A 7,477-nucleotide genomic window follows, 5' to 3' on the forward strand; every position below is an offset into this window, starting at 1 on the left:
TCCTTTTGCTTTTTGACGATCCATCTCCGACGATACCCGCTCGGCGAATATTTCGAGCGTAGCCGTGGCAATATAGGGATTTTCTATAGGTTTCCGGCTGAGCAGAACTATGATTCCAAGCGCTCCCCCTTCTTTATCAAACAACGGAGTACCCACATACCCTTCAATCCCCATTTCGGACAGAAGAGCATCTTTGGGAAATTCCCTTGCCACTCCGTAATTGAAACAGCATGTAGAGACGCCAAGAACCTTCTCGCACGGGGTCCCTGCCAGAGGATAGACTATCTGATCCAGCATCTCTCCTCTGCGGTTCAGCCCATAGGTTTTTATGGTATTGTTCTCAACAAGTCTGCCGATCAATGCGTAATCAACATCAAGAGACTCGGTCAGATGCATTGCAACATTATTCAGAAACTCTTCACCTTCCAGATTCGAAAAACTGACGGACATTTTTCTGAGGGCTTCTTCTATATAAATCCGTTCAGTAACATCCTGCGCAATTGAGGCAACTCCGACAACATTCCCGCCCTCATCCACCAGCGGAGTGTTGTACCATTCGCAAACGATAATCTTCCCTTCCTTTGTCACATTCCTGTTTGTGCTTCGGGTACCGCCAGTTTTTGAAAGAAGTCCATTCCACACCGAGTCGACAGTCTCCCTTGATACATCGGGGATAATAAAGGAAGCGTGCCTCCCGATCGCCTCTGCCGAGGTATAGCCGAATATCCTTTCCGCTGCCAAGTTCCAGTTTTCAACTTCAAAATTGAGGTTCCAGTCGATGACCGCCATCGGTGTTTGCTCTATGTGAAGTGAATTTTTCTTTCTTGATTCGACCAGTTCTTTTTCTATAGCTTTTTGTTCGGACTCATCGCGGCCTATGGCGTATATCGTCCCTTCACTTATATCGGGGTATGCTCTCCACGAAATGCACTTATAGCTTCCATCGCTGCACCTGTACCTATTCTCAAATTTTAAAGTCATCTCCCCTTCTGATAGTTTCCCAACTTCCTTTTTTGTGATTTCTAAATCATCTGGATGTATATAGTAAAAAAAAGGATTCCCTTTTATTTCGGCAAAACTATAACCAAGCAGATCCTCAAAAGCAGGATTAATGTAGGAAAAATATCCTTTGAAATCTGCGATGCAAATCAGGTCGATTGAATTGTTTAAAATCTTATCGCGCTCGGCTACCGCATCGACTTGTTCCGTAATATCGTGGAACATCCATATCCTTCCAACTATTTCATCCCCCCTTTTTTGCGGTTTGGAACGACGCTCTATTACCCTCCCATCCTTGAATTCAAAAGTGTCAAACAGCTCTGCCTCCGGGTCGTCCAGTACCTTGAGCAAGCCTTCCTCGAATTTATCCTTGTTCACAATATGCTTCTTGATACGGCCCAATCTTTCGCTGATATTTCCGCCTACAGCCTGTTTTTCCGTAATGCCATAGATATCCAAAAACCTTTTATTGAATGAAACCGTTTTATTTTCGCTATCCAGAACAAGAATTCCGTCTGCCACTGATTCAAATATTTCTGAAATTAGAGAAAGACTTTTCCTTTGATTATTTTCGGCGTTTTTATAGCTGGTTATATCCCTTATCACACACACAACCGCCTCGGCGTTTCCATTGTCCGATTTTGCAGGGATAAATCTTGATTCGAAATATTTCGTTTCGCCGGGGAGAGCAAATTCCAGCTCTGCTGTAACAGTTTCTTTCTTCTTTAAAGCCTTTTTCAGATTCTTTTCGTATTCAGCGCAAAAATCATCAGGCCACCCGACTTCGCAGGGAGTCTTGCCGATATAAAACTCCGGAGAGTCCTTGAATATCGGCTCCGCTTTTCTGCTAACCATGATGTGGCGAAGTTTTTTGTCGTACTTTGCGACCACCTCAGCGAAGTAGCCAAGTAACCGCTCTATTTCCATATTTTCAGCCATTTATTGATTTGAAATGGTAGAAGTTGCCTCTTTCGCAAAGATGCGAAGGGGATGGAAAGTGTGGTTGAGAAGCCGACCCGCATCCGCAGTTTGGAAAAAAGCGGCGACTCTCCTCAATTTAACCCCCTAAATCAGTTTCACAGCTATCCAAGTAGCCTAGGTTCTTTCGCACTTGCAGCCGTATTAGTAACGCCTCGACTGATTATTAAAAAAAATCACTGGTCTCCCGACCAAGAACCCCTCAACAAGTGTATTAATAAATTCTAGACTTTATCTGGCATCCCTTCCTGAATTTGCCAACACAGAAATATCCTGACACACATTGATATTTCTGCTTACAGATAATACCATATGTACCGATAATAATTCAATTTACAGCCTAGGATATGGCACATTCTATCCGCTTATCAAAGCAGTCACCGCATCTGTTACGCATCCGAAATCGGTTGATTCACGCTTGTCAGGTTTGATCAGGGCATCATGCCAAATAAATTTTGTCACTCTTAGCAATATATGAACTGAAACATATTTTTATTAGAGGGGCGGTCAGTTCGAGAACCAGCAACGGCCACAACCTCGGCGCTCGGCTTAATCCCAATGATTCTCTCCGGCGGGACAGATTCAGAAATTCAGCGACCGCTGACTGTTGTCATCGTGGGAGGCTTATGACTTCAACCTTCCTGACGTTGTTTGTCCTACCTCTACTCTATGGCTGGTTTTCCAAAGGGAAAGTGGTAGACATGAGATAATTTAAAAGCTACAGACAGAAGCGCCACGGATTTAAATCCGTGGCGCACCAGCTTAACGACTATATCCCTTCGAAATTTGCTGCAACATATTCACCTCCCAAAGTCAGAAACACATAAAGTTTTCGCTTGTCATTATCGGTGATTTTGTCATTAATAAAAATGGCCACCCATACAGAATTACCACTAATCACTTTTTTCTCAATTGAATTTGCAGCAATAAGCGCCCAGCTTTTATCCAGTTTGTCTCTTTTTACAAGCCCATCAACTATTTTCATCGCGTTTTCTTTAATTGTCGCCTCATCCACGGGTGCCTTAGCCATATGACCACCCCCGTGAGCGTAAGCGTTGCTTACAAAAGCTGAGAAAGAGAAAAAACTGAGTAATAATCCAAAGATTAATGTTCTTAATTGCATGAAATATACCTCCTAAAGTGAACCAATAGTATTGTTGATTATAACGTTATATTTTTTTACTGGTTTGGCTTTTTGCATGGCCTCTTCTAAATCTAATCGCAGATATTCGCCTTTTACTTTCAATGCGATGATAACGGGGAACGAGTTGTTGTTTTTCCAGTACCAACCATGTGTGCCTTTAAAGGTTGTGGCTAGAGAACCACTTGATTGGCTGTCCGTACTTTTTTCAAAGCTCTCGAAATAGCCTGTTGTATCGCCTGTTGGTTCGCCGTGGAAATCAAAAAATAGCTCTGCATCGTTGGTCTGCCATGCATATTCAAGCGTTGCGCCTTTCTCAAGGTAAAACTTGTATTCCTTTTCCCCTCTGGCTGGAATGGTTATGCTGATTATATCCTTCCAATGAGCTTGTTGAGATGTTTCAAGTTTTTCCGCGTTTGCAACTCGTTTATTGCTTTTCGCTCGCTGTGAGGGTTTCGCAACAGCAGCATATTCCTCGGAATTATTGTCGTGTGAATATCCGTGCATCTGCATTAGGAAAAGCAGGCTTCCCGCCACGATCAGGCCATGATTTGCGACCAGGCTGAAAGCCTCAAAGGATTGGCTTTTTCGCCATACGGCAATGAGAAGCAACATCAGAGCCAATGCGCTGATTTGTCCCAGTTCGATGCCAACATTAAATGATATGATGTTTAGCAACAAACTGTCTTCGCTTAACGGCAGTTGCTGCAGCCTGGTGGATAAGCCGAAGCCGTGAACCAGACCTAGTCCGGCAATCATTAACATCATGTTCGGTGGGTTCATATTGAGATATTTGCGGAAACCCTGGATGTTGGCAAAGGCTATATAACAGACGCTCAGAGCGACCACAGCATCTATGGCAAAGTAGTTCAGTTGGATTGCGTTAAAAGTAGCATAGATCAGGGTCACACTATGGCCAACTGTAAACGCGGTGATGTACTTGACGATATCGCGAAAATTGTTCAGGAAAAAGATGATCCCGAAAACAAACAATAGGTGGTCGTACCCCGTCAACATATGCGTTGCCCCGAGCCACATATATCGCAAATTACCACCTTCGATAATGGCCAGCTTGTCGGCTTCCGACATGCCGTGCGCATAGGCAAATTGTGATAGTAGCGAAAATACGAACAGCCCTACTAATAGGGAGAAATTATTCGATTTCAATAACATTGTTTACATATCTCCAAAGTTTACTTGTTTTTGTTTGCGTCTCGCCGCTATCGATAGCTATATATAAAAGCAAATCTATTGCTTGTTGCAGAAAGCAATATCAATTACAGCTACAGCCGCGATTAAGTTGGGCGGGGTTACTTTGGAGGCGCGCGAAGGGGGGTATGGAGCAAGTAATATAGCGATAGAAGTTTTGCATTGAAAATATGTCGCCTACGAGTGCCCCGTAACAGGGGAACGGACAAAGCAATACCAGCAAGAAGAAATAGGAAGATGGATAACTTGAACAAATCAACCGCCTTCAGAGAAGTATCAGTGTTGATATCGATGACCGCATGGTGGTGATGGTCGTGAGTATCGCCATGATGATGAATATTATTCATTGCGTTTAGCAGAGAGAGCGCTGCATGCACATCGATGCTATGCCCTGCGGTTGCTGGCGAGGGAGTTTCATCATGCTGGATATGCATGTGTACTTTGAACATCTGTCCGAGTAATAGGGCAACGCTCAAGCATATAATCAGTGCGTATTTAGAAACCGACTGATTAGCGTATATTTTCACTGGGCACCAGTTTAGATGTGATCGTAGTGCGATTCAACTGTTTAGATTCCATTATTTACAGATCATTCTGCAGATGTTTTGCTGAGAATACCAGATGGTTATCTAAAGTGCCTTTAACACCTCTAGAATCATAGCGTTATAATTGGCTCCCCGGGCGGGAGGCTCAGCAAAACAGTATCCAATTGATTTTCTATGTCTTGCGCTGAAGGTTGTCACGCAAGAATGTAATTTCCCTTTATCCTTGTTATAGCGCCGCCGCCGATAAGTATCTGCCGCTCTCCCGTAGGCAAGACATCCGTTTTCAGGAGTACAGTATTAAACCTTTCCCGCTCACCGTTCTGTTCAATCGTGAAGGGCTCGCCGTCCCATAGGCCCAGATTCAGCAGGTAATAGCCAAGCGCAGAGTTACAGGAGCCAGAAGCAGGGTCCTCCAGATACCCGAATGTTACGGCAAAATTCCTGATACGGAACCTGTTACTTTTATCTACAACTTCTTTCGAGTAGACAGCCACATTGTCTATGCCGATATCCTCGCAATACCTGTTTAATGTATCAAAGTCCGGGTTCATTTCCAGCACATCCTCCAGCCTCTTTATGGGAACGAGCAGGGTGTTCAGCCCACCATTCACCACCTTCAGTGGCGGGTCTTCCTCTATGCAGGAGATATTGTAGCCAAGCGCGTTTGCCACCTCCGCTACATTTATCTTTAAATCCCAAAATGAAGGTAATGGAGCGGAAAGGAACACGGCATTTTCTTCCTTCAGGCGGTTATAGAGCTTCACCATCCCCGCATTTACATGCAGGTCCACACTTTCCATGTGCTGGAAGTCATCCTGTTTCAAGAGGTCGCAAAATGTTGCAATGGTTGCATGGCCACAAAACTCCACCTCTCTTTCAGAAGAGAAATACCTGAGGCGGAAGCTGTTTCCACCTATCTGCCTCACATAGGCAACCTCGCAAACAAAGCCTTTTAGTTCCGTGGCAATCTTTTGCATCTCAGAGTCGCCTATCTCTTCGCCATCCTCCAAAAAAACAACGGCGGCAGGGTTCCCGTCGGACAAGGGCGTAGCGAAAGCATCTACTTTTTTAAACTTAAACTCCTTCATCAACAAGCTCCTTTACGTTAGTTGCGGTGGTAGCGGCATCTCCTCTACTACTTTAGATCAAATGCGGGTATCGGAATGAACAGATTCTAACATGGAAAATATTAGAAAATATGATACTGAGAATCAATTGGCTCCCCGGTCCGTACGCTCAGCAAAACCATATCTCTCTACTTATTAAAAAGTTATAACTGACTCGCTCTTTTTATGCTGTTTTCGCAGCGGAACGGTGTAAAAACGGAAGCTCTTCATCATGCTAAAAGCTATGTTTTAATATGGACCGATTTTATGGAATATCCTCCATAAGACAGATATCCTCGGCCCTGGTCTAATTCAAATATCATTTTGCCCAGCCGTATGCTATAGTTAACCATTCTAATATCCCCTTGGCGGAGACTATACGTTTACATTCGGCTAATTCTGGTCGGTTCTTTACAGTCGCCTCCCCTGAGAAAACTTGAGGCGCAACCATGTATGTATCATACCCCCTTATAATTTCTGACGAAATTTTGACCAATAGTCATTGTGGAACCTTAAACAATGACGCAATATCCACCAAGCCAAAAGCCGGCGGTAAAGTGGAAAAAGTTCCCACCGCAATTATTTATTGCGAAGGGAACTTCGCCGACATCGATGGCAAGACCGCAAATGGGCTGGTCCGTCACTCGGAAAAGTACAAAATCCTATCGGTCATCGACAGCGAGAAAAGTGGTTTCAATGCTGGTATGGTGCTAGACGGTAAGCCGAACGCCATTCCCATCTGTCGCGACCTCACCGAGGCACTAGTACACGCCGGAGATCTACCAGATTATTTTATCTATGGAATGGCTCCGTCCAGCGGCATGTTGACGAAACAGGAGCGCGACCTCGCATTAAAGGTCATACGTCTCGGAATAAATGTGGTGAACGGTCTCCATGAGTTTTTGAACGATGATCCGGAATTCGTAGCGGCGAGTAAGGCGTCAAACGTTAAAATTATTGATATCCGAAAACCCCGCGCCAAGAAGGATCTGCGGCAGTTCAGCGGTCGCATTGAAGAAGTAACCTGCCCACGTATCGCAGTGCTCGGCACCGACGCCGCCATCGGCAAACGAACAACCGCCACTATCCTGACGCGTGCCCTCAACGATCATGGAGTAAAAGCTGTGATGGTTAGTACCGGCCAGACCGGCTTGATTCAGGGAGCCCGGTACGGTATCGCGCTCGACGCCATTCCATCACAGTTCTGCTCAGGCGAGATGGAAGCCAGCATTGTAGAAGCGTTTGAAGGTGAGAATCCAGACGTGATCATAATCGAAGGACAAGGTGCGCTGAGCCACCCCGCATACTTGTCTTCGTGCTTTATTCTTCGTGGTAGCCGTCCCGATGGCGTGGTATTGCAACACGCACCAGGACGGATCAATCGCTGCGACTGCAACCAGATGCCGATGCCAACACCTTCTACTGAAATAAATCTCATTCAGACCTTCGCAAACACAAATGTGATAGGTCTTACTATTAACCACGAGAACATGTCCTGC

General features: G+C 44.9%; 5 protein-coding genes and 1 pseudogene. 2 read left to right on the forward strand and 4 right to left on the reverse strand.

What is annotated here, in order from left to right; translation table 11 throughout:
- Positions 1 to 1,938: PAS domain S-box protein (locus tag OEY64_12870; GenBank protein ID MDH5543840.1), on the reverse strand; the 1,938-nt coding region annotated here is incomplete at its 3' end.
- A gap of 564 nt (positions 1,939 to 2,502) precedes the next feature.
- On the opposite strand from OEY64_12870, the pseudogene OEY64_12875 reads away from it, so the two are divergent.
- A pseudogene (locus OEY64_12875) lies at positions 2,503 to 2,687 on the forward strand (efflux RND transporter permease subunit).
- Positions 2,688 to 2,746: 59 nt separating this feature from the next.
- Here OEY64_12875 and OEY64_12880 read toward each other — a convergent pair.
- From OEY64_12880 to OEY64_12890, 3 genes are all read right to left on the reverse strand, one after another.
- Positions 2,747 to 3,100 carry a DUF6488 family protein gene (locus OEY64_12880; GenBank protein ID MDH5543841.1) on the reverse strand — a complete coding sequence of 118 codons (354 nt, stop codon included), beginning with the start codon at positions 3,098 to 3,100 and terminating at the stop codon, positions 2,747 to 2,749.
- 12 nt (positions 3,101 to 3,112) lie between these two features.
- A complete protein-coding gene (locus tag OEY64_12885) occupies positions 3,113 to 4,291 on the reverse strand; it encodes a HupE/UreJ family protein (protein ID MDH5543842.1) in 1,179 nt (392 codons plus the stop codon).
- Positions 4,292 to 5,066: 775 nt separating this feature from the next.
- Positions 5,067 to 5,960 (reverse strand): PhzF family phenazine biosynthesis protein, encoded by an 894-nt coding sequence (locus OEY64_12890; GenBank protein MDH5543843.1) that lies wholly within the window; start codon positions 5,958 to 5,960, stop codon positions 5,067 to 5,069.
- Positions 5,961 to 6,466: 506 nt separating this feature from the next.
- Here OEY64_12890 and OEY64_12895 point away from each other — a divergent pair.
- The coding region (locus OEY64_12895; protein MDH5543844.1) for a DUF1611 domain-containing protein at positions 6,467 to 7,477 on the forward strand (1,011 nt) is incomplete at its 3' end.

It is taken from the genome of Nitrospinota bacterium (genome assembly GCA_029881495.1).
GTDB lineage: Bacteria > Nitrospinota_A > UBA7883 > JACRGQ01 > JACRGQ01 > JAOUMJ01.

Excerpts from the sequence above, each read along its gene's own strand:
- OEY64_12880 (MDH5543841.1), bottom strand. The coding sequence starts at position 3,100 with ATGCAATTAAGAACATTAATCTTTGGATTATTACTCAGTTTTTTCTCT.
- OEY64_12885 (MDH5543842.1), bottom strand. The coding sequence starts at position 4,291 with ATGTTATTGAAATCGAATAATTTCTCCCTATTAGTAGGGCTGTTCGTA.
- OEY64_12890 (MDH5543843.1), bottom strand. The coding sequence starts at position 5,960 with ATGAAGGAGTTTAAGTTTAAAAAAGTAGATGCTTTCGCTACGCCCTTG.